This window comes from Shewanella gelidii, from assembly GCF_014647855.1.
GTDB lineage: Bacteria > Pseudomonadota > Gammaproteobacteria > Enterobacterales > Shewanellaceae > Shewanella > Shewanella gelidii.
In genome coordinates this window covers 173,019-198,526 of record NZ_BMPZ01000004.1, presented here as the reverse complement: position 1 = coordinate 198,526, position 25,508 = coordinate 173,019, and the positions used below count along the sequence as shown (strand labels likewise).

The following is a 25,508-nucleotide window of genomic DNA, read 5'->3' as shown; positions in this document are numbered from 1 at the left end:
GGAATGCCCCATGAGCACAAGTGAACAAGTTTGGATCCTAGATGATGACAGCTCTATCCGCTGGGTACTTGAGCGCGCCCTTAAAGGCGCAAATTACAGCAGTGCCAGCTTTGCCTCTGCAGAATCGTTATGGCAGGCGCTAGAAGTATCACAACCCCAAATTATCATCTCAGATATTCGTATGCCTGGCACTGATGGCCTCACACTGCTAGAGCGAATTCAACTACATTATCCTCACATCCCAGTAATCATTATCACCGCCCACTCAGACCTTGATAGCGCAGTGAGTGCTTACCAATCAGGGGCCTTTGAGTACCTACCGAAGCCCTTTGATATTGATGAAGCCATCGCACTCATTGAACGCGCACTAAATCATGCCAATGAGCAAGCACCAAAAATTGCTGAAGAGCAATCAGAAGTAAAAACCCCAGAAATTATTGGCGAAGCACCAGCAATGCAAGAAGTGTTTCGTGCCATTGGTCGTCTTTCTCGTTCTTCAATTAGCGTGTTAATTAACGGCCAGTCAGGAACAGGTAAAGAGCTGGTTGCAGGCGCTCTACATAAGCACAGCCCTCGCAAAGATAAATCATTTATCGCGCTCAACATGGCGGCCATACCCAAAGATCTTATTGAATCAGAGCTATTTGGTCATGAGAAAGGCGCTTTTACCGGTGCGGCGAATGTTCGCCAAGGTCGTTTTGAACAGGCAAATGGTGGCACGTTATTCTTGGATGAAATTGGTGATATGCCACTAGATGTGCAGACCCGCTTACTCCGAGTTCTTGCCGATGGTCAGTTTTACCGAGTCGGCGGGCACTCCCCTGTGCAAGTGGACGTACGTATTATTGCGGCAACCCACCAAGATTTGGAGCAACAAGTTGAAAAAGGTAACTTCCGTGAGGATTTGTTCCATCGACTCAATGTGATTCGGGTGCATCTCCCGCCGCTGTCCCAGCGCCGAGAAGATATTGAGCAGCTTACCCGTCATTTTCTCAACTCCGCAGCGACTGAAATCGGCGTTGAAGCCAAAGTGCTCACACCAGAAACGGCAAAAAAGCTTTCTCAATTGCCATGGCCGGGCAACGTCCGTCAGCTAGAAAACACCTGCCGCTGGCTCACTGTTATGGCATCTGGACAGGAGATTTTACCGCAGGATCTACCACCAGAACTACTGGCCGAGCAACACCAATCGCGCACGCAAGCGAGCGGCACAGAAGATTGGCAAAGCGCACTCAAACAATTTGTCGATCAGCGTTTAACCGAGGGTGAGAGTGATTTGTTGACGGAGATACAACCCGCCTTTGAAAAAATCCTACTGGAAACAGCCCTTGAACATACCCAAGGCCATAAGCAAGATGCGGCGAAGCGCTTAGGCTGGGGACGCAATACGCTGACTCGAAAGCTCAAAGAGCTTGCGATGGAATAATCCATAAAAGGTTACAACGAACTTGTATTATTCGCTTCAAATCAAGCCATAGATGGTCTTATCTGCGACCAACAACAAACGCCAACCTTATTCGGTTGGCGTTTTTATCAAGCAGTAATTGCAGGCCTACCTCAATGGCAAATCATCAGCACGTTAAACTGGATCTTGATGAATAATCACTTCCATATGTTCAAACTCCGCACGGATACGAGCACTGGTTTCATCGGCAATCGCATGGGCTTCTCGTAATGGTAAATCACCATCTAACTCCAAATGCAGCTGCACAAACATCGTTTTACCCGCTTGGCGTGTACGCAAATCATGTATACCACGCACCTGCTCGCAATTTTCAGCAAGTTGTAATATCTGCAAGCGCGTATCATTGTCTAGCTCTCTATCCAGCAAAGACTGAACTGAACGATACGCTAAATCGAATGCTTGCTGGCCAATAAACAAAGCGATCAATACTGCAAAAAGGCCATCAGCCCACCACCAGCCATAACCCGCCAATACCAGTGCAAGCAAGACAGCAGCATTCAGAAGTAAATCAGTTTTATAGTGAAGCGCATCGGCTTCCACCACGCTACTTTGGGTTGCTGCCAGCGCTTTTTTCTGTAACTGCACTAAAGCAAATGTCAACACAATCGCGATGACGGAAACGACAATGCCGACCGTCGCATGCGCAACGGGTTGCGGGTTGATCAGCCGATCTCCCCCATGAAACAGTAATAGAAATGCGGTGCCAAGAATAAACGCAGCTTGCGCTAAAGACGCTAAGGGTTCGGCTTTACCGTGCCCATAACGATGGTCATGATCGGCCGGTGCAATGGCATAACGAATTGCAATAAAATTCACCACAGAGGCCAGCGAATCCGCGACCGAATCCGTTAATGAGGCGAGCATACTTGCAGAGCCTGAATAGCCCCAAGCAAATACCTTAATCACAATTAATGTTAATGCTGTGGCTACAGAAGCGCGGCTAGCAAGTTTGACCCAAAAGTCATATTGGGAAGAGTCGGTCATAGGGGCTTAATCAAAAGATATCGTGCCCCTATTTTAACCCAAATTATTGCGTTTGAATGGCAAGTCAAAAAAAACTCCGACTAATGGAAGCGACCATGACCTCGCTTACCAGCCTTTTGCGTCATGAACTTCTCTTTAAACTCCTGCTGTTGCTCTGGCGTCAGCACTTTATAGACGGCATTTTGTAACTTGAGCTTCTCAAGCTTCATTTGCTGACGCTGTTGTTGCTTGCTGTCCAATAATTGCTGTACTTGTTGCTCATTAAACGTCTCGGCGGTGATCGCTTCAAGCATGGCGCTGCGCTGCGCGGTTCGGGTTGCTTCATCAGGTCGTGATTGCTTCATTTGCTCATGATGGCTCTTCACTAAACCCTTAATTTCTGTTCGTTGCGCTTCACTTAAATCAAGCCGAGACAGCATCTTCATCATCGGCGCTTTACCGCGACGGTCCATCTGCTTACCGTGATGACAATCGCCACGACCACCTGCGACGGTGACCGCAGAAATAGAGAGTAAAGCAAGCGCTAGTGCACCTAATTTCAATGTGTTGTTCGTTTTCATTCTATGCTCCTCGCACCTATCGATTAACTATTGACAATGCCAGTGTACTCGCCGCAATGTAAGTGTGCTGATGGCTCAAGTAAAGATGGGTAAAGATGCTTCAATCAACCTCTCTTTACATACACTTACATTGGGCGTACATGGATTGACATTGCATTTGTTATAGTCAACATTGAATCCCCATTTTGCCTAGCATGAGCCTATAAACCTGAGGAAGTACACTTCAAATGAGCCAGATTTTATTGGTCGACGACGATAAAGGCTTAGCCGATCTGCTTGGGCAGTTGCTCGAAATGGAAGGCTTTGAACTTAGTTTTGCTTACGATGGCGAGCAAGGCTTGGCAATGGCGCGCGCCTATGATTTTGATCTTATTTTGCTAGATGTCATGCTCCCCAAACGCAATGGCTTTGAACTACTGAAAGAGCTACGACTCCACAAACAAACACCAGTACTCATGCTCACAGCAAAAGGGGATGATATTGATCGCGTCGTCGGGCTGGAAATTGGCGCAGATGACTACCTTGCCAAACCTTTTAATGATCGTGAGCTCATTGCGCGCATCCGCGCAATTATTCGTCGCTCGGCGATTACCGCACAAGCACTGGACGCCAATTCACCACTCTCAACTTCCGATACCTCTGCCAATGAAGCGCCCAGCCTACTCAAGCAAGGCGATATAACCCTCGATATTAGCCGGCAAGAAGCCTACTGCAATGAGCAGATTTTAATATTAACCAGCACTGAATTTGCCCTACTTCATCAACTCATAGAGCATACCGGCGCGGTACTTGAAAAAGAAGCTTTGAATGAGCAAGTTCTGGGCAAAAAGCTGATGCCTTTTGACCGCAGCCTAGATATGCACTTATCGAACCTAAGAAAAAAACTTCCCCCACGGGATGATGGTCGAGCTCGGGTCAAAACCATTCGCGGCAAAGGCTATATTTGGATTCCATAATGACGCCTCAATTACCGAATCGCATCTTTATTAAGTTACTCCTAGGTTTCTGGCTATGTAGCTCGCTCATTATTGCGACCATCGGCCTATTGCCATTCCTACAAAAACAGCATGACACGCGTCCCATCCCCGCCAAACTGGAGCGCATTCTTTCAAACGCAGCAGAACGTTTCGTCCAACACCCTGAGCTGTTAGAGTCCCCGAATTTAAACCGCTGGTTACGCCAGCGAAAACACCGCGGCCGTACCATTAAATTTTACGTCGTCAATGCCCATGGCCGTGCAATTAACACCCACAACACCCCCAAAAACTTGCAGCGATTTTTGTTTATCGCCGATGAATCTGACGAAATGATCAGTCAACAGTTTAAAAGTGAATTGTATTTTGGCCCCCTTACACTTAAAAACACGACGCAACCCATGCTATTAGTGGGGCGCTTACCTGAGCATCACCCTCGTCCCTGGTTCCTCTTCTTTTTAGAACACAAAGTGATGACCCTCGCGCTTGCGATAGGTCTGTCAGGATTACTGTGTGGATTATTGGCTTGGCACTTGGGTCGACCACTTAATTCCCTCAGGCGCAGTGCTGATGCATTAGCAAATGGGCAACTTGATAGCCGCATCGACCAGCAAACTCTCAACCGCAACGACGAACTTGGGCAACTTGGCCATAGCTTTAATCATATGGCAGAGGCCATTGAAGCGACAGTACAAGGTCAAAAGCGCTTAATGGGTGATATTTCACACGAGCTAAGAACACCGCTTACACGCTTGCAATTAGCTCTGGCAATTTTGCGCAAAAAAGGCCAAGAGAGCCCGGAAACCCAGCGCATTGAATACGAAGCCGAGCAATTGAACTTGCTTATCGGCGAGTTGCTTGAGCTCTCTCGCGTGCAACAGCAATCCTATAATAGCCAAGATAAAAAAACAGATTGCTCCTTAGCCGAAACCTTAAGCCAAGTACTAGATGATGCGGAATTTGAAGCTGCACAGCAAAATAAAGAATTACGAATAGACATCGATGACGCACTCGCTGCGCCACATTATCCCCGATTGCTCGCAAGAGCTGTCGAGAACCTGCTGCGTAACGCCATTTATTATGCCAATCACCAAATCACAATACAGGTTGAAAAGCAGGGGGAACAAATTCAGTTGATTATCGCCGATGATGGCGAAGGGGTCGCATTACAGGAATTGGAGTCCATTTTCAAACCGTTTTATCGTCCCCAACAGGCACGAGAACGCCAAACCGGTGGCTGGGGGTTGGGCCTTGCGATCACCCATGCTGCGATTGCGGCACATCAAGGCAACATCCAGGCAAGCAATTGCTCTCCTAGTGGGTTAAAAATCACGATCAACATCCCTTGCTAACTACACGACCTAAAAACGCGTGAGTGCTTGGGTGCGATTGTGCTCCAGTTGAGCCATCGGCGCTTGATACTGCTCAATGGGCGTCGTTCCAGTACAAAGAATGTATTTACCGACAGGGTTATAAGCAAACGCTTGGATCATGGCTAAACTCGACTCAAGCTCGCAATACGACTGGCTTTGGTAATCCTCAAGCATCGCCGCACGACGATTTAAAGTATCTTGTGTTTGCATCAGGGGTGCTAAAATAGCACTCAAAATCTTCACATTGAGACCCGCATCTTCATCCATGCCCTTTTTCACGGCGAGCGTCTCTTTAAAATAGCGCCACTCACCCACTTTGGCATTTTTAAGGGAGGTAACCGATGACGGGATACCTTGCTGCCAGCTGTTTGGTGTCGCAGCATATTGTTTATCGGTACCCAGTGACGCAATCGTTAAACGGCCTAAACGAAAGTGATGAACCATCGCACTATGGCTAATCAACTTAGTGATCAATTTATGGGAATTGCTCGCTGCTTGTTGCCAAAACTTCATATCCATTTCAAGTGCATCGGCGAGCTGTTGTGCGGATAAAATATCCACCCTAGCGTACAAGTTTAATAAATATAACTTCTGCCCAGCGAGCACTCGTGAAGCCACAACATCATGACCAAAAGCGCCACTTGCACTGGTGTCCTGCCACTGTTGCAACGCCAGCATTTGCTGATAGCGCTCAATTAGCCATGCCTGCTCCTCAAGCACTTGCGCAAGATTATCCATTTTTGCAAGTTCTGCTAAGCAAGCTTGTGGTGCCTCTTGCGGCATAAAGCAAGCATCGAGGGGCAACGGCGGCACAGCAAAGCTTGTTTGCGTTGACTCAAACTTTGCCAATACCCCATGAACCTGTAGATCGTTTAAGCGCTTCAATCCGACTTGTTGTGGAGATGTACCTTGGGGCGCATGAAACCCTAGCGCAAAAATATAACCATTGTTTTCTAAGTTGCTCGACAGCAATTGCTCATTTTGATTGATCGCATCACCAAACGATTGCACGAGCACCGAAGGAGGTTCATCTTTCGCATTAATAAGAATAAGCAGCACATATGTGCCAAGGGGAAATAACAAAAGAGCCAGTGAAGCCCATCGAATTGCTTTTGATAACATCGATCATTCCTGCTTGATTTAACATCAATATCAAGAAGATGCTAACAGAGCCTTTTCGATCAAAATACTAGACATTAGTCAGTCCATCGTTCCACCAATGAACGACCTGATTGTGAATGAGCAGAAGTGGCTTCTCCACTTCAAAGTCGATTCTGACGTCTCAGATTAAGCAGCACACCGCTGCGCCCCCAGCCAATCGACAAACTCTTGATGGTAAGGGATCCGTTTATCTGAATGCCCCATTAATTGCAGCAATGCAAAACAAAACTGATGGTACATCTGTAAATCATCAAATGACTTATCGGCATCATCACAATTAATCATATTTCCGCGCAGATAGTTACAAACCAGTTCTGTGCGATCAAATCCAAAGACTTCACCAACCTTGGCAATCGCTTCTCGGTTCCAGCGTTCATAGCGACCATGATGAAGCTCAAATGCTTGTCGATGTGCTTCTGATGCTTGGCTGAGAATATCCTCATTAGGCATCACGCGCTCGATAACAAAACGATGATGCTCAAGTGACTCACGTATTCGGCCACAGTGATGAAATAAAAACAGTTTAAGCGGATCGGTATAGGTGAGGCTATCGCGCTCAGCCAGTGCCAACCAATGCTGATAATTGTCACTCGCAATCGCTACAATCAGATCGGCTTCCGTCGCAAAGTGATTGTATATGGTGCCCTTGGAAATTTGGCTCGCCGCGACCAAGTGAGAGCGTCTCAAGTCAAAAACCTTGCTTCCTTGCAAACATCGCTGTGCAACACCTATCAAAAACTGCTCTCTTTGCTGCCAACTGCTCATTTTGGACCCCAGATTAATTTAGTCATCGGCTCACACTGGGAGATTAACAAGCTTCAATCTATACCTCTAATGAGTAATACTGATGGCATCATAAATAAACTCAATAGCCATATGCTGAAACTCGAATTATTGGAAAGTTTTATTGCTGTTGTAGAGTGTGGCAATGTATCAAAAGCCGCTGAGCGCATCTGCCGCACCCAGTCAGCTTTAAGCTTACAAATCAAGAAGCTAGAAGAAACTGTAGGGCAGTCACTATTACTGCGAGATAACAAAGGCGTTCAGATGACTGAAGCGGGGGAAACCCTGCTCAACTATGCCTATAAAATGGTGCAATTGAATGCCCAGGCCATGGGCGATTTAAAAGAGAGCCAGAATAAACAAACCATACGCCTCGGCGTACCCACAGACTACATTAATCGCTACCTACAAAGCAGTTTGATGGAGTTCATCCGTGAATTCACAAATATTGAGCTCAGCATTGATACTGATGTCAGCGGTAACCTTTATAAACGGTTACATCAGGGTGAGTTTGACGCCGTGGTTGCCACCCACTGGCAACAACCAGTCAATGGTGAGCTGCTGTTTGAGAGAAAATTCCATTGGGTTGCTGCAAGTCAAGGTAATGCCCATCAACGCCCCACGGTTCCTATGGCGCTATACCCAGAAAATTGCCCAATTCGCGCACAAGTCTTTGCCAATCACCAAATGTCGATGCGTCCAATCAATGTGCTACTGTCGACTCCCTCACCGCAAGCACTATGTCTCGCGGTTGAAAACGACCTTGCGGTTGCTCCAATTGCCGAGTTTCGGATTAACGACAAAATGCAAATCTTGGATCCGATTGAGCATGGCCTCCCTATTCTACCCACGTTCAACGAAGCGGTTTATGTCAATCCAGAAGCACATTCTGAAGCCATTAACCAACTCATTGCTTTGATCAAAGCCAATGTTGAAAAGCTCTCACCGGCTCAAGTTGAAGACTTTTAACAATCAAAGTCTTGAGGTAAAAACGGGGATGAGAGCAACCATTATACCGTATCAAAGCTCACGGCCAGCGCTTACACGAGACTCCAGACCAAGCCAGAAAACCAGATGACAAATAGAAAAATGGTAGCCTTATCCATGGAAAGGCTACCATCTCATTTAATTGATAACGACAGCTCGCAACAATCGCTACCAACCAACTTGCACTTTTAACTAACTGGCGTAGCGATGCGTTCAGAACAATGCACTTGATAGAAGCCTGCTACCACTTAGTCTTGGTTAAATCACACTCAATCACTTCACCCAGCTTGGCTGGTGTATTTGGCTGATTTTGAGACTCACACAACAGCGTTGTACCGTAGTCATTTCGCTTATCATGGGCGTTGCTACGCGCCCATACGGTAACCATCGCCTTTTTATGAGGCTTTGCCTCACACTGGCCATCAATATCGAAGGCATGTATTGTATTTTGGTGAAAGTAAATCAAGGGATCTTCACTTGGAGAGGTTGAGCTCCACATATTGTATTCGCCCGCTTCTCCTGTATAAAACTCAACCACACGTTGATGCGCATCTTCACGAACTGTTTTCACTAATTCGTTATCTTCACGAATGGCAAAGTTTTTGAATTGATTCACACATGCTGGGTCACGCATCGTATAGTAAATTTCCGAAATCGCATGATTATGATACGGATAGAAGGTATCAACCGATTGAGCAACCATCCCAACTTCGGCGCCAACCTTTTCACCATTAATTTCATCAATTCTTAACAGCCCCCAATGACCAAAGACTTCAGCATAAGCATAACCACCGCGAATATTGTAAAAGTTACGCTTGTTGCGTTCACTATCTTGGGCATACATTGGAAACCATCCCACCGCAGCCCATAGGTTTGGTAAAGCGTTGGCGCTGATATCATACGGAAAGCTCGCTGGCATTTTCATATCGGGGCCAGTGATCATATCGTAGAAGTTTTTGGTGAATTTTTTACCGTACTTTTTGACCTTCTTATCGGTGACTTTATTCTTAAAAAATGATTTAAAAGTTTCGCGAGACAGCCATTTTGCCACCGGAGATTTCTTTTCTAACTTCCCTCCAGGGCTATAAATCCAATCAACATCTTCACGGGCACTGAAACATTGTTTTGCCTGCTCAGGGTTATTGACCACTTGATATATGTTCTTCACCATTAACTTCATGTCACGGCGATCCATAATGCACATTTTTTTTACGCCGCCAGCAGTTTCATACACGGTTTTATCCGAGTTGATGCAACCACTCTCTGCATCATTGGTTAAAGCTATCGCATAACCTTGAAGATATTGCAGTGTTTCATCCCAAAGCATATCCACATATTTTTGATCTTGTTCTGAATACGTCGCAGGCTCGGTTAAGCATTTAAATTCTGCATTTTCTATATCGTTAGCATCTAGGAAATCGGGAATTTCTGCGCTATTGACCGTTGATGTAACCAGCAACGCCGCGACTAAGGTAACTTTTTTCATTTTCTACCTCATAGACTTAAATTTTTTGCTAAAAAAAACCTTCCCCCCTAGCGAAAGGGTTCAGGGGAGAAGGTTCAAATAAAATGCCTAGTTGCGAGTGCATTAGGAGATATCGCAGCTAGCCATCACAATGGAGTAGAGATTACTCTTGGTGCTTGTCAAATTTGAAGGTATGGCAGTTGTTACACATCGGCTTCTTAGCTTTGTGCTCTGCGTGACATTCTTGACAAGGCAGTTCTTTTCCGTAGTGAAGGTTGTTATGTGGGTTCTGCCACTTGTCTTCTTCGCTACGAGCCGTTTGCTTTGCTAAATCATCAACATCATGACACTGCAAACACGCTTCGTCTGAAGGGAACTGCTTAAGACCTTGGTCATGGCAAGCTTTACAGTCTTTACCAATCACATCTTTATGATAATCGCGTTGATCAACGGCTTGCGCCGACAAACTCACCAAGGCACCAAAGACCAGTGCGAGTACAATATTCAATTTTTTCATTATTGATTCCTCAAATTAACCGGTCTGACTAAGCTTTCATCACGCTGCGAGCAGCGGTCATGCCCATAACGATACACTCAGGGATAGAACAGCTACCTAGACGGCTCACACCGTGTACGCCACCTGTAACTTCGCCTGCGGCGTAAAGTTTTGGAATAGACTTACCAGTGAAGCTATCTTTCACTTCAGCTTTCACGTTGATTTGCACACCACCCTGACAGTAGTGAACTTTTGGCCACAAACGGACCACGGTGAAAGGCGCTTCGATGTACTTCCCCTTCGCCTTGGTCATGTTCTTACCAAACTGCTTATCATCACCAGACTTAACGTAAGAGTTGTACTCGGCAATTTGCTCTTTTAGTGGCTTAAGCGGTACATCAAAGTGCTTCGCTAACGCTTCAACAGAATCGAACTTCCAACCCACATCGTACTTCAATACTTTCTTGGTATTCGGGTGCTTCTTCGAGTGCTTGTAGCTTGTGATCAAAAGTGGTGGCATTGCTTCACCCTTCTCGTCACGACATGAAAGCTCCGCATCAGCACGAGTCTTGCGGTCAGCGATTTCGTTCATGAAACGCTTACCAGTTAGACGGTGAACAGCCATGGAATGAGGGAAGTTAAAGATGGTGTAGTTTGATACATAACCAAAACCACCTTCATCAGGTGATGCCCAAGGACCTGACTGGATGTGTGCTAAATGCACAGGGATTGCACCTAAACGGAACATTTCGTACATCCCTTCACCTGTTGCACCTGGCGCGTTGGTACAACCCACTTCAGCAGTTAAGGTTGGATCTTGAGCCATACGTAGGTCAACGTTCTGGCCAAAGCCACCCGTTGCCATGATCACTCCGCGTTTTGCACGGATGTTAAGAACTTCACCCGGCTGATCTTCACCGAAGTGGTAGTTCTGACGCATTTTAACGCCTTCAATCTCGCCATTTTTGCCAACAAGGAAACCTTCAAACTTCGAGCGGTTATGCGCTTTAACGCCTAGACGCTTACACTCTTTGTACAGTGGTTGGGTAATACCGGCACCACAGCTCACTGTTGTTTGGTAAGTACGCGCAACTGAGTGACCCCCTAACTGTTGTAGGTATGGGTGGTACTCTGAACCAGCATCAAGTGTCAATTGCAGACCTTCTACAGCATGCTCAGCAACGTGACGAAGCAAAGCTTCATCAGCAACACCACGACCAGCCTTCACCTGATCAGCAACCATGCGATCAACTGAATCCTTTACGCCTTCAGTTTTTTGCATCGGCGTACCAGGCGCAGCATATAGGCCACCGTTAATGGCAGAGTTACCGCCAAAGTACGACATCTTTTCAAACATATGGACATCTTTAGCGCCTTGACGAACTGACTCGATTGCAGCAGCCAAGCCTGCGAAGCCCGACCCAATGATCATCACTTCGACTTCTTTATCCCATTTCACACCGTCAGCTTTTTCTGAAACTGCCATCGCAGGAGCGGCCAATGCTACACCAGCAGCGGCACCAAACCCTTTGATAAAATTACGGCGGCCAAGCAGATTTTTCTCACTCATCTGTTTTCACCCTTTAGTTTTTAATACACGTTTTGAACACACGCCGATATGATATGAATGGAACCTATTCCAAAACGGGACTCATAGTAAAAACCCTATATTCAGCAGGGTTTAACATAGTGATATTTAGAGGAAAACAGCAAAAAACATGAAAGGAAGAGATCAACAATATTTTGGAAACAATTCCAAAATGTGCCCATGCTAACAACTCAAACATGAGCGCAAGAAAACACAGGTTGGTGTTGCTACAGTACGGGGATATTTTGCCAAGTACAAGCGCATTTTTACTGAGCAAGCACTAGAAAATCATATGAAACTTGAAGATATATATCGTAAGGATCTCAGCCTCCTCATTGCCCTACAAGTTTTGGTTGAAGAGCGAAGCGTCACCCTTGCAGCCAAACGCTTACACTTGAGTCAATCCGCCACTAGCCGTATCTTATCGCGCCTGCGGGAATTGCTGCATGATCCACTTTTCTCGCGTGTGGGTCAGCAACTTCTCCCAACAGAATTTGCCTTACAATGCTATGAACAGCTACAACAGCCTACGGCCCAGCTGCTCAAAATACTTACGCCCAATGGCTTTGATCCTAAAAGCTGCCATCGTCAATTTACCATTGCCGCAACTGATTTTGCCATGCAAGCCGTCTTACCTTTTGTAATCCCCAAAATTTACAGCCAAGCACCCAAAATTAGGCTCAATGTCGTGCCAGTGCAACATCAAGACTTACAATCACAACTTGGGGTTCAGGGCGTTGATATGGCCATTTGCCGCGCCATCAGCCAAACCCATCTATTAAAGCACCAATATCTGGGTGAAGTCGGTGTCAGTTGCTTACTCTCAGCAAACCACCCGCTGGCAGATACCCCACTCACAGTTGCAGATTATTTGCACTACCCCCATGCGACCATTGCCGTCAGTGATGGCGTGAAAGCACTGCTTGATGCGGCTATCGGCTCTTACCCGCCTCGGGTTGAATTACTCAGAACCTCGCATTTAGATAGCGCCTTAAGCCTGCAGCAACAACACCCTCTGATCATCACACTGCCTGCAGGCATGGCAAAACTCGCAGCCCAGCGCCACCGGCTCAGAGTCAAACCTTTACCCTTTAAATTACCACGTGTTGACTACAAGCTATTTTGGCACTCACGCTGCGATGCCGATCCAGCCCAAATCTGGTTAAGGCAAGAAATTGTGCTCGCAGCGTCCCCTTTCATCGATCAAGCACTCGACCAAACGAGTGAGCCGACATCTATCGTGGCCGGTTAAACTTCTGCTGGATTCAATACTCGACCATTGCCCGATCCTGCAGGCTGCGCATGACGGCTCGCTTTAATGATTAAGTTCGGTGTCATCGTCGCAGGTACAGGGAGTGGCGCAATATGTCCATCTCCTAAACCATACTTGGCTTGCAGATTCTCCATGGTGTCAAAGTCCAGTGCTCGCAATGGACATGCTGCAACACATTCCGGCTGTAAACCTTCTTCAAGCCGCTCTGCACAGCCATCACACTTGGTCATCACGCGCCTTGCACTATCCATTTGCGGGGCGTCGTAGGGGCACGCCCTTGCACAGCTATTGCACCCGATGCAGAGATCTGCATCCACTTGCACTAAACCTGTGTCTTGATTTTTAGTCATGGCCTTTGCGGGACAAACTTTCACGCAAACAGGTTTGGCGCAATGGTTACATCCCAAAGAAAGGTAGTAGGCAAATACATTCTGCGAATAGCTGCCGTCACTCTGCGCGATCCAGTCGCCGCCACCGTACTCATAAACGCGCCGCCAAAGCATGCCTTGTAAGCTATCGACACCGACTTGCGTAACGTCCGTTTCGGGTCGCAATACGCGTTGCATCCGGTCTTTGCAGGCAATATGACACGCCTTACAACCAGTACATTTACGGCTATCAAAGTAAAATCCATAATGGGTTAACTTGGCCATATCAAACTCCCTTTAAGCCTTTTGGATTTGCACCCGATTGGTATGCTGCGGATTTCCTTTCGCAATTGGCGAAGGATGATACTTAGTTAACACATTGAGGCAGCCACCGGTATCGATGACGTGACCTGATGGTCCCACCTCTTGGTTTTGGCTGGGCGCATACCATGCGCCTTGACCAAGCATGGCCACCCCAGGGCTAACACGTGGCGTGACTTTAACCTGGGTCCGAATGGTTCCCCGAGCATTGAACACCACAACACGATCTCCCGTTGTCAGCCCTCGCTCCTGTGCTTGCAGAGGATGTAACCAAACCGCATCTTCAACAGCCTCTCGCATCCAAGGGACATTATGGAAGCTTGAATGAGTTCGTCCCTTCGTGTGGTAACCGCATAATTGGATTGGATAATCATCCCTAGTAGCAGGGTCTTCAAATCCATCCCAAGTCACGACATATTGCGGAAGTGGCGTAATCAAATCGCCGGCATTGAGCGTCCAAGTAGCTGCTTTTCGTGCCAATGAAATCGAGTAGATCTCAAACTTACCGCTCACGGTTTGCCGCGGATTTGCCAGAGGATCCTGAATATAATCTCGATAGGCAATATGCGCTTCTGGCACATGCTTTCTGAACAATCCTTGCTGCTGTGCCTCGGCATAGCTTTCTGGCATCACTACATCTGGATTTTTTGCCCGAGTTTGCTGGTATAGCTCTTCACACCATTGCTGGGTTGTTCGTCCTTCGGTAAACGCCTGTTGAACGCCAAGCTTTTCTGCAATTCCGCTACAGATGTCGTACATCGACTTCGCATCACCAAGGGGTTTTAATGAAGAGCTCATCATCGTGAGGTAAGCCAATTGTCCCGAAGCATAACTATCGTTGGCATAGTCTTCCGACTCTAACCAGGTGGTATCTGGCAATAAGATATCGGCATAACGTGCACTTGGCGTCATCCAGCAATCACATACGACTATCATTTCACACAAGCTTTCATCAGCAAGAATCGCTGCCGTAGCGTTACTATCGGAGTGCTGATTAACTAAGGCGTTTCCAGCACAATTAATCACCATTTTGATATTGTGAGGCAACGCGGCGGTATTATTATCAACCTTGTTTTCAACCGCACCACTGGCGGTATAGCGCACACCATCACTGATGCCGGTAAAGCTTGCGCCACGAACAATCGCATCCGACCAAGTAAAGACGGGAATTGTCACATCAACAGGATTCGTTCCCGTTGGCATTTTTGCCATCGGGAAGCCGTAGTTGCGGGGCATGGCACCACTGTTCACCCCTGAGCGCCCAATTTTACCGGTCATCATCGCGAGTGTATAAACAGCCCGCGTTGCTTGATCTCCATTGGCATGGCGACTAATGCCTGCACCAGCAGTGATATAGGGCGTCTGCGCCGTCATGATTGCGTCAGCAAGCGCCACGATATCCGTCTCAGTGACGCCACAAATAGCTGCAGCCCAAGTCGCTGTTCTCGCACCTTGTGCCGCATATTTTCCTAGCCCTAAAATATAGTCATGGTAGTTGTCATCTGGGTCAATATACTGAGCATGTTGTTGAATAAATGGCTCGGGATGCGCCTCAATATCACGCTTGGCTTGTTCCAGTGACGCTTTATCGAACCCGACACAATAGGTATCTAGGAACGACTTGGCATTCGTGTTCACCCAGCCCGAGTGAATCAGTTGATAGATCACTGCTTCAATTAAAGCAGCATCCGTTCCGGGTCGGATAGCCAACCAGTGGTGCTCCAACCCTCGCATGGAATCTGTATATCTTGGATCAACCATGTAGACCTGAATATTCTGCTGATTGGACTCTAGTGCTTTGACAAAGTCATAGCCTTCACCGGACCCACTCATACGAATTTCATTGGGATTAAAGCCAAAACCGACAAAAAGATCTGAGTTCGCAATTTCACTTAAGCTACTACCGGCAATGCTGTCCCATTGGTAACCGTAACTCGCCATGCATGCGGCATAGACGCCAGCCCAAGAATAATCCCAATGATGATTTAAAAAGCCGCCGGTTAAATTCAGGAGCCGATGCCAAGTGGATTTGTTATTTGCAAAGCCGTAATAAGCCCCCGTGCCATAATGGCAATAGATCGCTTCGGGGCCATAGTCTTGGTTAACTTGTTGAATTTTGGCGGCGATTTCTTGAAAAGCTTCATCCCACGTTATCGCGACAAACTGGCCTTCGCCGCGTGGACCAACACGTTTCATCGGCTTGGTTAGGCGATCCGGTGCATAGTTACGTTGCCGCATGGACAGCCCACGTGGACAGGCTCGGATTTGCTGATCAACCCCATAGGTATCCGCAGTTTCATGCTCGGATGAGACTCGTGTAATCACGCCATCTTTGGAATAGACTTTCAGTGGGCAGTTAGAGCCACAGTTGACTAAACATGCCGACCAGTTCACCACTTCAGCAGCAGGTTGGGGATCCGTGGTGGTCACGGGCGGTTTTTCTGGGTCACTTGAACTACGGGTATCACTTGACCCACAACCAACTACGCTTGCGGCACAGCTCATGGCTGCACTCATTTTTAAAAAACTTCGTCGTTCCATAACCCAAATCCCTTATTTGGTGAAACAACATCAGTAAAAGCCATGATGAATTTCAGCGAACAAGCTCCATTTGTGACAAGAGCTTCGCTCTCACGCCTATCTACTGGCATTGCTTTTCATTCCACATCGGTGACTTTGCGCATTTTAGTTACTGGACTTGCTCCTGGTTCGCCTAGAATCTAAGCTGCTCACTGAGCTGCTTATATCCTTTGGCTAGCGCCCAATCTGCCGCCGTTTTCCCTTGCTTATCTTGTAATTTTTTATTCGCGCCCTTCGCGAGCAGGATCTCAACACTGTCACACTTATTCAGCACTGCGGCGGTCATCAAGGGCGTCCGTTGTTTATGATCAACAGCATTAATTTGTGCGCCTTGATTGAGCAGTTGCTGCACGATGTCTGGATTGTTGCTTTGCACCCCCCAATGTAAAGCGGTACGACCCATTTTATCGGCCTCCGTAACAGCACCTTTGCGTTTCGCAAGTTGAGTCACGAGTTCCACATTTCCCGCTAAAGAGGCGGCCATTAAAGGGGTAAGGTGTTGATGATCATAAAGCTCAGATTTGGCACCACTGTCTATGAGCAACTTGGCAATGTCATAACTGCTATTGCCCGCTGCGAGCAGTAATGCTGTCGCGCCGCGGCTATCTTGCCAGTTGAGATCAATCCGAGCTTGGATCAATCGGCGGGCAGCCTGATACTGATTATCCGCAATGGCATAAAATAAGGCATTCCATCCCGGTGTATTATGCAAGTTCACCTTTGCTTTATGCTCGAGCAGTAGCGAGAGGATCTCGTCATAGCCCCCCCCTGCGGCCATCATCAATGCCGTGACTTGACCACTATTTTGAGCGTTGACCAGTGCACCGCTTGCAAGCAGTAGTTTCGCAATATCATAGTGGCCATGTTGTACCGCATACATCAATGGCGTAAATCCATGCTGCTGACGTTCATTGACATCAACCCCATGCTCCAGCAGTGCTTTTATCGCCGGTAAACTGCCTCCTTTTGCCGCCAAGTGCAGCACGCTGTGCTGGTACTTATCCCGCTCACGAATGTCCACACCTTCTTTGATAAGCAACTGTATAAGACTCACATTACCATTGTCTGCGGCAGCCATGATGGGGGTTCGCCCATGTTGATCACGGCTTCGGATATCTGCACCCGCACTGATGAGCAGCTTGGCCAAATCATTATCGTGCCGCGTTACTGCGATCAACAACGGCGTTCTGCCTTTGACATCCGCCCGATTAGGATCAGCACCAGCATCTAGAAGTAATTTGGTGATCTGCATTTGCCGATCCCGAACCGCCAGCATCAGTGGTGAAACCTCATGCTCATCAGCTAAGTGGACGTTCACTTTGGCCTCGAGCAGGGCTTGAACCATCGCGATGTGTTGCTGCTTTACCGCAAGATATAGGGCCGTTCGTTGATACGCATCCCTTGCATTGAACTGCGCCTTTTCAGCAAGAAGCTGCTGCGCTGCTGCGACATCACCGCTATTCACTGCAAGCATTAACGGCGTAAATCCATCGCGCTGCCTGACGCTGTCGTGACCTAAATCAGCTTGAGGGGTCATAACAGAGCCCCGCGCTGGCGTGACGTCATTAGCGCGAGCGCTTTCTTGCACATGCATCGGTGTCTTTATAGCTACCGCTTTATCAGGAATCTGTTCTGAAACGGTAAGAGCTTGGGCTGCTGGTAAAACAAACACCACCATCAGCCCATAACCTCTCATCCAACGTCTCAGAGCAAACTGCGCCATTCGACCGTTGAGTAATTTCATCATTAGAGTCCGTTATCCCATTCAATATTGAGCACTGCGTTGTAGATTTCGACAGCTTTTTTGTCACCTTTGATATAGATGGCTAAGTCAAAATCTTCGGTTAAGGGCAGATGGTTTATCGAAACCCCATTGCCATCACTCACCTGCTCATTTTCGGCACCAATATTGACAGAGTTTTGGCTTGCATCGACCCAGCCGAGGCTTGTCGCCAGCGGTGATTCACCATCAAAGTCAAGCAGGTCAATGGTTGTTGTAACAATCTCGCCCACCACATATTTTTGATCTTCTTTATCAAAGGGAGGTGCCTGCAAACATTCAGTTTCACCATTCGCAATTTCTAGCCCGGGGACATCTTGACCATATTTGTTCGGCTTGAGTCGCCAGCGCGGTCCAACATCCACTCCGGGCTCAAAAGGTTCGCGATTAGTTGTGGTGTACCATGCGTTGGTCAACCCTTTTTTGAGATCTTCAGAGAACGCATCAGGATTGCCAAAAGCAGCATTCTTAAACAGCGTGCCTGCAGGAATGAAATCGCCATCCCCTTCGTAGCAATCCCGTCCAGACTGCCAGTTTTCACCCTCAACTAGATACTCGGGTAATCGACCAATGGCATCTTCGTTTTCCATATCTTCAGGACGAATTTGGTCATTCGGGTTATTGGTAATGGTATGAGTAATTGCAAGTGTGGCACTTTGCACCACATAGGGTGTGGTTGGATTTTCTTTCCACAAGGCGGGTAATGGCATTTTTGCATAGAGGCGAATGTCAATGGGGCGCTTCACTGCGTTTCCCCAGCGGTACAATGGCTTGCCATCATCTTTAAGGGTAATGGAATAATCTTTGCCTACAGCAATATCATCGCGAACTGTCGATTCATTCGCTATCATTTGCTCGCCAGGAACCGTACTGGCTAGCACTTCATCGGTCATCAAACCTTCACGGACAATTTTAAGCTCATTGGCAAGCGTTGCATCGGCACAGGTGCCGATAACGTCTTGACTTAGCGGGTCGACAAGCTTCTTTTGCTCAGCGGTACTTGGATCTTCGGTTGAATAAGGAACGCTTTCATTACACGTCAGCACATGCTCCATGACCACATAGTGTTCTGACGAACATTTCACGGTTTTGCCGCCTAAACCTGCACACCAAGTGCCATAAGGGTCAAGGGTTTTAAAAACATTGGTGGGTGTATTCGACACAGCGAGGCCGTTGCCATGGACAATGTCGGTGACGTTTCCCGCATAGCCTTCCCCATAATCTTCATCAAATATACGATCAGCTGCACCGACAAAATCAGACACGATAAACCCAAGATTGCTTTCTATCGGGAACAGAGTGCGTTCATCTTTATCAGTTTTAGGTTGCATCGCTTCAGGTGGACATGTGGTATGCACGCTATCAGCCAAGCCACAGACAATGCTCTTATCCATCGCATAAGTGGCAAAATTAGCGCCACCTTGTACGTCATTAATACTGAAGGTATGAGTTTCGGTAGTCATCACAGTTTCGCCATGGGCGGTAGCAAACATCAGTACCAGCGGTAACCCAAGCGCACAGCGAATACAGTTCCATAAGCTGAGTTTTAATTTGAAGTTTCTCATCACATTACTCCTCTGCTTCCACAGCTTCATATTCAATGTGTAGCGTGACGTCATAAAGTCGCGCACCTTTGGCATCACCTTTCACATACACCGCTAAATCAAAATCTTCAGTGAGGGGTAATCCATTTACCGACAAGCCATTAGGACCAGAAGTATCCTCACCAAAACCTTTAGAGATGTTGACTGAGTTTTGGCTTGCATCAATCCAACCTAAGCTCGAAGCCAGTGGTGATTCCACACCCTCATCAAAATCAAGTAAGTTGATAATCGTGGTGGTTTTATCTCCAGCTGGGTACTTATCAATCCCGTGGGAAAATGGCGGCTGCAAGCAGTTTTGTTCTGGGATGGTTAAGGACGGAATATCCTGACCAAATTTATTTGACTTCAAGCGCCAACGAGGGCCGCCTAATACGTTATCTTCATCATCCAGAACGCCAGCAAATGGGTCACGGTCTGTGGTGGTATACCATGCATTCGTCAAGCCATCTTGGAGGTCTGCAGAGAAGCTACCCTCTTGGGCAAACAGGCTATTTTTAAATAAAGTGCCCGATGGAATGTAATCACCATCACCTTCATAGCATTCTTTGGTAGAGACCCAATCTGCGCCTGAAACCAAATACTCTGGCAACTGACCAATCGCGGCTTCGTTTTCCATATCTTCTGGACGCAGCTGATCATTAGGGTTATTGGTGATCTGATGATGCACAATGAGCGCCGCATTCAATACCTTGAACTCTGCACCTTCAACTTTCCATTCATCAGGCAACGCCATACGAACGTAAAGGCGTACATCATTTGGACGCTTCACAGCATTGCCCCAACGGTACAAAGGCTTGCCATCATCTTTCAGCGTCACACTGTAGTCGCGACCCACGGCAATATCATCACGCACAGTCGATTCATTGGCGATCATCTGTTCGCCGGGCACCGTACTATGCAATAGCTCGTCGGTGAGCTCGCCTGCGCGCATAATATGAAGCGCATTATCAAGCTTAGCGTCGGCACAATTACCAATAACGCTATTGTCATATGGGTTCGTTAGATTTTTTTGCTCACCCGTGGTGGGATCATCTGTGGTGTAAGGCACCGACTCATAACAGGTCAATACATGCTCTAAAGTGGTGTAATGTTCACTGGAACATTTCACCAGACCACCGCCAAGACCCGCACACCATGTACCTGTACGTTTTGGGGCTTTAAATACGACAGTTTTTGCATTGGCAACTAGTAATCCATCATCAATGTTACCAACCCAACCTTCGCCATAATCTTGGTCATAAATTTTTTCAGCCGCGCCAACAAAATCTTGAACATAAAAGCCAAATTCACTGTCGACGGGATACATCATCTCCCCGCCCTTTTTCACGGCCTTTGGTTGAGCAGCACCCTCAGGACATGCAGGGCTCTCGCCACCGATGCCACAAATGATATTGGGGTTTTCTGCATAAGTGACGCCATCAAAGCCACCAAGCACATCATTGACACTAAACGTATGGCTAACTGAATAAACGGTTCCAGTCGCTTCTTCTATGGCATCATCAACGAGTTCTTTTTCAGGTTTACAACCTTTCGCGCCTGATAAGAATAAACTTGCACAAACAATGAGCAGCCAAGGTGGGGAAGCATGGGGAAATTGGGGGGTGGACTTGTTCATAACACCATCCTTTGCGTTGCTGTTAATTAACAATTCTGCAATTACAAGTACCGCATAACTGCCCCGCTAAAAGTTTGATCAAGGTCAAATTTTGTCCTGAGCTGATGTCTGTATCGCTAACTTTGGTACTTCTGTTTGAGTTAAATTAATCACAATTTATAATTGCTTTATTAACAATTACTTGATGTAGAATTTCACAATCTAGAAGTCCTACAAACATGGGCAAAAGTTAACGAAAATAACAAGTTGAATGGCATGCGGTATGCTAAGGATGTACTAAGAGAGGTTTGATACGAAACGTATTTTTAAAGGCTTGAACAAAAGCAGTGCTTGGTTGCAAATCAACGACAACGAACTAGAATTTAAACCGAAAAAAATGCTGTGCAAAAAATATCTTCACACCTTCACTCCTGAGTATTTAGGTGGGTTACCCGCATATAAATTCAACCCTCTATCGTATAAAATCACAATTCGAAGACAAAAAAAGGGAGCTCAAAGCCCCCCGATTGAATCGATTCATTGCGCGTATTCAATACACCATTACAGCTGAATCAGCACCCGACCTGTCACTTGGCCTTTCACGATCTTAGCTGCATATTCCGGCACATCTGCAAGCGCAACGGTCTGACATGCTTGCGCGTAATATGACTCAGGAAGGAGCGCTAAGATCGCATCCCAGGCAGCAACTCGCTTGTCATATGGGCACGCCACAGAATCAACCCCAAGCAGGTTCACGCCGCGCAAGATAAATGGCATCACTGTGGTTGGTAGCGCAAAACCGCCGGCTAAACCACAAGCGGCGACAGAGCCACCATAGTTCATTTGTGCTAGCGCTGCTGCCAATACTTTATTGCCCACGGTATCCACGACACCTGCCCAGCGCTGACGCTCCAACGGGCGCGCGTCTTTTTCAAGCTCTTCTCGCGGCAAGATTTCAGCAGCGCCAAGTTGCTTTAACAATGGGCCGTTTTCTTCAACCCGGCCACTTGAAGCCACAACGGTATAGCCAGCCTTTGCTAACAAGGTCACAGCAACAGAGCCAACACCACCACTAGCACCTGTGACTAGCACTTCGCCAGACTCAGGCGTCACGCCCGCATTTTGCAAGGCTTGCACACACAACATCGCAGTTAAACCAGCAGTACCGATCATCATGGCTTTGCGCTCATCACAGGCAGCAGGCATAGGCACTAACCAATCTGCTTTTACTCGCGCCTTTTGCGCCATGCCGCCCCAGTGGTTTTCGCCGACACCCCAACCAGTAAGGATCACTTTGTCACCAACGGCATAACGAGGGTCTGCAGACTCAGCAACCGTTCCGGCAAAATCAATGCCTGGAACCATCGGGAATTCGCGAATAATTCTTCCCGTTCCGGTGACTGCCAAACCATCTTTATAGTTCAGAGACGAACAAGCGACATCAACGAGAACCTCGCCTGCTGGCAAGTCGTCTTGCGTGAGTTGACGAACTTCTGCGTGGGTGGCCTTGCCTTCCTGCGTTAATACCAGAGCGTTGAACATATTGAATTCCTGTTACGTGAGTCATAGCCCATTAGCATAGGCGAATCAGACGGATGAATGAACTGCATCTGTTGCATAGACTAAATGCAGTGAGTGCATGGGACAACACGACGAATGGGGAATAGGCAGGAAACAATCAAAGATGTGAGCCGCGCTGCATGCAGAGCAGCTCATAGTGTGACTTGGCCAAATAGCTGACCGGATTAACCGGTCAACAGCACTGGGTTAGTCCGCTTTTTCTACTGACAAATCAACTAAGTTAGCGACAATTTCTTCTGCGGCTTTGGCGGTATCAATATCATCGTCGATGTGGATGATTTTACCGTCTTTGCCAATATAAAAAGTCACGCGGCTTGCTACGCGTACAAAGTTCAGCACATCGTATGCTTTGGCGGTTTCCTTACTCGGATCACTCAACATTGGAAAATCTGCTTTTTGCTCACGGGCAAATTTTTGATTGTCTTCCAGATCATCAACACTGGCCATCATATAAGCCGCATTATATTCGCGGATCAGATGACCTTTTTGAGTTAAAGATTTGCACTCTAACGTGCAGCCCCGTGTATTTGCCATCGGATACCAAGCCAACACCACCACTTGCTTGCCGAGATAATCACTGAGTTGGTAATAGTGGCCGTCCGTCGCTTGCAGCTTAAAATTTGGCGCTATATCGCCAACTTTCAAATCGGTGGCTTGCGCCGCCATTGGCAAAAAAATGCAGGCTAGCAATATCATTTTTATTTTATTGAACATGGTGCGAGTCCTTTTCTGTCGAGCCGAGCTTCATAGAGTTACCTCTCAACCTGAGGCATTTGATGAAGCGCAATAAAAAACGCCAATCACTCATGGTGATTGACGTTTATCATACGCTCAATGGCACAAATTAGTTCAATTTATTGTTGTTCATCTTCATTCCAGCAGCAACCACGACACCTTGCTCTGTTACATCAATGTCAACACTGGTTTGGCCATCATAATCTTTCAGCTGAATAACTTCGGGTGGTAACTCTTCACCATACTGCTCTGCATAGCGCAGCAATGGCGTAAACAATTTTTTGTAGTCAAAAGTAATTAACATCATACCATTGCCAGTCAGTGGCTCGCTCGCAAGCTTGTCTGCCATAGCCAAACTTTTCTCACCACTGTAAATGACAATATGCTTTCCTTTAACAGCCAATTTAGGCTGAACACCAACCTGAGCCGGAATGGGCAACACACCAGACAGATCGACGGCAGAGCCATCCGTCGGCACTTGGATATTTGCGAGCTGTGGCACCATAGGTTTGATCATATTCACCAACATCGCAGGGTTTTCAGCAGACAATGTAATCAACGCATCAAGGGATGTTAGACTTGGGTTATTCATATCTTCACCCAACTCAAAATCTGCAATCGCAATGCTCATACCTTGCACACCATTAGCCATACCTGTCGCCATACCGAGCATCGCAGGGCTTTGTTGAGACAATTCATTCTGCATTTCTGCCAATGGCGCACATTGATACTTAACCTGTAATACATCATCCCAGATAGCAGTGAGTGATGGCACCATCTCATTGACATTAAAGCCGAAACCAAACGAGGTGACTAGCTGATCGATATTGGCGGTATAGTTCGGTATAAATCCGCGCATTTTCTGCAGAGCAGACATAATCACAGAGTTATTACTTTCAAGCACGGTGCGAAAATCCATTTGCATGGCTTTAGGCGTAACATTGAGCGCATCAAGGCCAATCACAGTGCGGGGCCAGTTTGCCACAATCCCCGTGAGATCATTTTTACACTCTGCGCTCCGCATCTCCGCCAGAGGATCTTCATTGACCAGCTCAAAGAATTTTTGCACATGCTTTGCAAGCAAGTTGCCATCTTTCGTCACCAAGGCGGTGACAATTTGCTGATGATCAATGTAACTAATGCCTTCTTCTTTAAATCCATATTTAGCAATTGTTTTCTCGATTGTTTTTGCTTTAGCTATTGACTGTGGATAAGGCACCAGACCCAAAGCACTTTCGAGCAAACCAGGCTCATTGATTGAGGTATTGAACGTGATCGTTAACAAACCGGCGTTCGTCGCCACAACCATGTCAATTGCAGCGTCATCAGTTTCATCCGTCAGGCGGTAAGCTCGGTATTCAACATCTCGCAGGGTGCGCTTTTCGTGGGTGATGCCACTGTCAGCTTCAGCCTTATCTAGCAATGTCCATATGGCTTGTGGATTGGCAATATCCATGCGAAATACGGGTAAAGCACCTTGCATATAGAAGTAGCTACGCGCTTCATCAGGTAAGCCAAACGTTTTAACAAACGTGGCACCATCTTTCATCGACTCTAAATAGGCTTTCAGTAGGCTAGTAATAAATACGGCGTGGGGGTCGGTCTCATTCTGCAATTCGGCAAGTACTGCCTGATTATACTCATCACCATAAATACCGCCGGCGCTATCAATATAGTTTTTAATCGGGAAAGGCTTGGTCTGAACCGAGAGCATTGCGGTGTCAGCCGGAATATAATCCAGAATATTTGGGCCACTTTGCTGTTGGCTATACCAGTAACCAGCCGCACCCGCGGCGACAACGGCAGCGCCAATAATTAACTTTTTCATAGGGTCAC

At 47.1% G+C, this 25,508-nt stretch carries 20 protein-coding genes; 5 read left to right on the top strand and 15 right to left on the bottom strand.

Annotation, left to right across the window (positions count from 1 at the left end; all coding sequences use genetic code 11):
* The first annotated feature begins 10 nt into the window (after positions 1–10).
* Entirely contained in the window at positions 11–1,426 is a 1,416-nt protein-coding gene (gene glnG, locus IEY18_RS10040; RefSeq protein WP_188920361.1) for a nitrogen regulation protein NR(I), read from the top strand.
* A gap of 153 nt (positions 1,427–1,579) precedes the next feature.
* Here the strand turns inward: glnG and fieF are convergent, their stop codons facing one another.
* On the bottom strand, positions 1,580–2,449 hold the full coding sequence (gene fieF, locus IEY18_RS10035; RefSeq protein WP_188920359.1) for a cation efflux pump FieF: 870 nt from the start codon (positions 2,447–2,449) through the stop codon (positions 1,580–1,582).
* 80 nt (positions 2,450–2,529) lie between these two features.
* Positions 2,530–3,009: a Spy/CpxP family protein refolding chaperone gene (locus tag IEY18_RS10030; RefSeq protein ID WP_188920356.1), complete on the bottom strand. Its 480-nt coding sequence runs from the start codon at positions 3,007–3,009 to the stop codon at positions 2,530–2,532.
* Positions 3,010–3,236: 227 nt separating this feature from the next.
* Here IEY18_RS10030 and IEY18_RS10025 point away from each other — a divergent pair, with 227 nt between their 5' ends.
* Both IEY18_RS10025 and IEY18_RS10020 read left to right on the top strand, forming a co-directional pair.
* Positions 3,237–3,965, top strand: a complete 729-nt coding sequence (locus tag IEY18_RS10025) for a response regulator (protein WP_188920355.1) — start codon at positions 3,237–3,239, stop codon at positions 3,963–3,965.
* Positions 3,965–5,335, top strand: a complete 1,371-nt coding sequence (locus IEY18_RS10020; RefSeq protein WP_188920353.1) for an ATP-binding protein — start codon at positions 3,965–3,967, stop codon at positions 5,333–5,335. Before IEY18_RS10025 ends, IEY18_RS10020 begins: the two co-directional genes overlap by 1 nt.
* Positions 5,336–5,344: 9 nt before the next feature.
* Here the strand turns inward: IEY18_RS10020 and IEY18_RS10015 are convergent, their stop codons facing one another.
* Positions 5,345–6,478: a hypothetical protein gene (locus IEY18_RS10015; RefSeq protein WP_188920352.1), complete on the bottom strand. Its 1,134-nt coding sequence runs from the start codon at positions 6,476–6,478 to the stop codon at positions 5,345–5,347.
* 165 nt (positions 6,479–6,643) lie between these two features.
* Positions 6,644–7,282, bottom strand: a complete 639-nt coding sequence (locus tag IEY18_RS10010; RefSeq protein ID WP_188920350.1) for a TetR/AcrR family transcriptional regulator — start codon at positions 7,280–7,282, stop codon at positions 6,644–6,646.
* Between the two features lie 111 nt (positions 7,283–7,393).
* Between IEY18_RS10010 and IEY18_RS10005 the strand changes: the two genes are divergently transcribed.
* Positions 7,394–8,269, top strand: a complete 876-nt coding sequence (locus tag IEY18_RS10005; RefSeq protein WP_188920577.1) for a LysR family transcriptional regulator — start codon at positions 7,394–7,396, stop codon at positions 8,267–8,269.
* A gap of 259 nt (positions 8,270–8,528) precedes the next feature.
* On the opposite strand, the gene dddY is transcribed toward IEY18_RS10005, so the two are convergent.
* From dddY to ardA, 3 genes are all read right to left on the bottom strand, one after another.
* Entirely contained in the window at positions 8,529–9,773 is a 1,245-nt protein-coding gene (gene dddY / locus IEY18_RS10000; protein ID WP_188920348.1) for a dimethylsulfoniopropionate lyase DddY, read from the bottom strand.
* A 142-nt stretch (positions 9,774–9,915) separates the two neighbouring features.
* Positions 9,916–10,269 (bottom strand): acrylate reductase cytochrome subunit ArdB, encoded by a 354-nt coding sequence (gene ardB / locus IEY18_RS09995; RefSeq protein WP_188920346.1) that lies wholly within the window; start codon positions 10,267–10,269, stop codon positions 9,916–9,918.
* A 28-nt stretch (positions 10,270–10,297) separates the two neighbouring features.
* A complete protein-coding gene (gene ardA, locus IEY18_RS09990; protein ID WP_188920344.1) occupies positions 10,298–11,818 on the bottom strand; it encodes an acrylate reductase flavoprotein subunit ArdA in 1,521 nt (506 codons plus the stop codon).
* Between the two features lie 310 nt (positions 11,819–12,128).
* On the opposite strand from ardA, the gene IEY18_RS09985 reads away from it, so the two are divergent.
* Positions 12,129–13,088: a LysR family transcriptional regulator gene (locus tag IEY18_RS09985; protein ID WP_188920342.1), complete on the top strand. Its 960-nt coding sequence runs from the start codon at positions 12,129–12,131 to the stop codon at positions 13,086–13,088.
* Here the strand turns inward: IEY18_RS09985 and IEY18_RS09980 are convergent.
* The 8 genes from IEY18_RS09980 to IEY18_RS09945 all read right to left on the bottom strand — a co-directional run bounded on the left by IEY18_RS09980 (position 13,085) and on the right by IEY18_RS09945 (position 25,500).
* Entirely contained in the window at positions 13,085–13,762 is a 678-nt protein-coding gene (locus IEY18_RS09980) for a 4Fe-4S dicluster domain-containing protein (protein WP_188920340.1), read from the bottom strand. The genes IEY18_RS09985 and IEY18_RS09980 overlap by 4 nt on opposite strands.
* Positions 13,763–13,774: 12 nt before the next feature.
* Positions 13,775–16,339 (bottom strand): DMSO/selenate family reductase complex A subunit, encoded by a 2,565-nt coding sequence (locus tag IEY18_RS09975; RefSeq protein WP_188920338.1) that lies wholly within the window; start codon positions 16,337–16,339, stop codon positions 13,775–13,777.
* A gap of 172 nt (positions 16,340–16,511) precedes the next feature.
* Positions 16,512–18,125 carry an ankyrin repeat domain-containing protein gene (locus tag IEY18_RS09970; RefSeq protein ID WP_188920336.1) on the bottom strand — a complete coding sequence of 538 codons (1,614 nt, stop codon included), beginning with the start codon at positions 18,123–18,125 and terminating at the stop codon, positions 16,512–16,514.
* Positions 18,125–19,723: a hypothetical protein gene (locus IEY18_RS09965; protein ID WP_188920334.1), complete on the bottom strand. Its 1,599-nt coding sequence runs from the start codon at positions 19,721–19,723 to the stop codon at positions 18,125–18,127. Before IEY18_RS09965 ends, IEY18_RS09970 begins: the two co-directional genes overlap by 1 nt.
* Before the next feature lie 4 nt (positions 19,724–19,727).
* Positions 19,728–21,377: a hypothetical protein gene (locus IEY18_RS09960; protein WP_188920332.1), complete on the bottom strand. Its 1,650-nt coding sequence runs from the start codon at positions 21,375–21,377 to the stop codon at positions 19,728–19,730.
* A gap of 540 nt (positions 21,378–21,917) precedes the next feature.
* A complete protein-coding gene (acuI, locus tag IEY18_RS09955; protein ID WP_188920330.1) occupies positions 21,918–22,898 on the bottom strand; it encodes an acrylyl-CoA reductase (NADPH) in 981 nt (326 codons plus the stop codon).
* Positions 22,899–23,123: 225 nt separating this feature from the next.
* Positions 23,124–23,651 carry a peroxiredoxin family protein gene (locus IEY18_RS09950; RefSeq protein WP_188920328.1) on the bottom strand — a complete coding sequence of 176 codons (528 nt, stop codon included), beginning with the start codon at positions 23,649–23,651 and terminating at the stop codon, positions 23,124–23,126.
* Between the two features lie 130 nt (positions 23,652–23,781).
* Positions 23,782–25,500, bottom strand: a complete 1,719-nt coding sequence (locus IEY18_RS09945; protein ID WP_188920326.1) for a hypothetical protein — start codon at positions 25,498–25,500, stop codon at positions 23,782–23,784.
* Positions 25,501–25,508 lie beyond the last annotated feature (8 nt).